The 1440-nt window shown below is 67.2% G+C and carries 2 pseudogenes; both read left to right on the top strand.

What is annotated here, in order from left to right:
- Window positions 1–11: 11 nt before the first annotated feature.
- A pseudogene (locus tag A5681_RS10385) lies at window positions 12–919 on the top strand (acetaldehyde dehydrogenase (acetylating)); the annotation flags it as partial.
- Between the two features lie 9 nt (window positions 920–928).
- Window positions 929–1440 (top strand): annotated as a pseudogene (locus tag A5681_RS10390) (4-hydroxy-2-oxovalerate aldolase); the annotation flags it as partial.

Consider the following 1440-nt stretch of genomic DNA (forward strand, 5'->3'; position numbering starts at 1 on the left):
AGGAGCGTCACATGCCGGCTAAGGCGAGTGTGGCCATTGTCGGGTCGGGAAACATCAGCACTGACCTGCTCTACAAGTTGCTGCGGTCGGAGTGGTTGGAGCCGCGCTGGATGGTGGGCATCGACCCGGAAAGTGAGGGCCTGGCGCGGGCCCGCAAGCTGGGTCTGGAGACCACGCACGAGGGCGTGGACTGGTTGCTGGCCCAGTCGGAGAAGCCCGACCTGGTGTTCGAGGCCACCAGCGCCTACGTGCACCGGGACGCGGCACCGAAGTACGAAGCCGCGGGGATCCGGGCCATCGACCTGACCCCGGCCGCCGTGGGCCCGGCGGTCATCCCGCCGGCCAACCTGCGTCAGCACCTGGATGCGCCGAACGTCAACATGATCACCTGCGGCGGGCAGGCCACGATCCCGATCGTGTACGCCGTGTCCCGGGTGGTGGAGGTGCCCTACGCCGAGATCGTGGCGTCGGTGGCCTCGGTCTCCGCGGGTCCGGGGACCCGCGCGAACATCGACGAGTTCACCAAGACCACCAGCAAGGGTGTCGAGACGATCGGCGGCGCCAAGCGGGGCAAGGCGATCATCATCCTCAACCCAGCCGATCCGCCGATGATCATGCGCGACACCATCTTCTGCGCCATCCCCGAGGACGCCGACCGCGACGCGATCGCCCAGTCCATTCACGACGTGGTGGCCGAGGTGCAGACCTACGTGCCGGGATACCGGCTGCTCAACGAGCCGCAGTTCGACGAGCCGTCGCTCAACTCCGGCGGGCAGGCGGTGGTGACCACGTTCGTCGAGGTCGAGGGCGCCGGCGATTACCTGCCGCCGTATGCGGGCAACCTGGACATCATGACCGCCGCGGCCACCAAGGTCGGCGAGGAAATCGCGAAGGAATCCCTATCCGCGGCGGCGCCAGGAGCGCAGGCATGACTACCGACATCTTCTTCAATCCGATCTGGGACGTGCGGCTGACCGACACGTCGTTGCGGGACGGCTCGCACCACAAGCGCCACCAATTCACCAAGGAAGAGGTCGGCGCCATCGTGGCCGCCCTGGACACCGCCGGGGTGCCGGTCATCGAGGTGACCCACGGGGACGGGCTGGGCGGCTCGAGCTTCAACTACGGGTTCTCCAAGACGCCCGAGCAGGAGCTGATCAAGCTGGCCGCCGATACGGCCAAGGAAGCCAAGATCGCGTTCCTGATGCTGCCCGGGGTGGGCACCAAGGAGGACATCAAGGAGGCGCAGAACAACGGCGGGTCGATCTGCCGGATCGCCACCCACTGCACCGAAGCCGACGTGTCCATTCAGCACTTCGGCCTGGCCCGCGAACTCGGCCTGGAGACCGTCGGGTTCCTGATGATGAGCCACACGATTCCGCCGGAGAAGCTGGCCGCCCAGGCCCGCATCATGGCCGACGCCGGTTGCCAGTGCGTCTA

Source organism: Mycobacterium scrofulaceum (assembly GCF_001667885.1).
GTDB lineage: Bacteria > Actinomycetota > Actinomycetes > Mycobacteriales > Mycobacteriaceae > Mycobacterium > Mycobacterium scrofulaceum_C.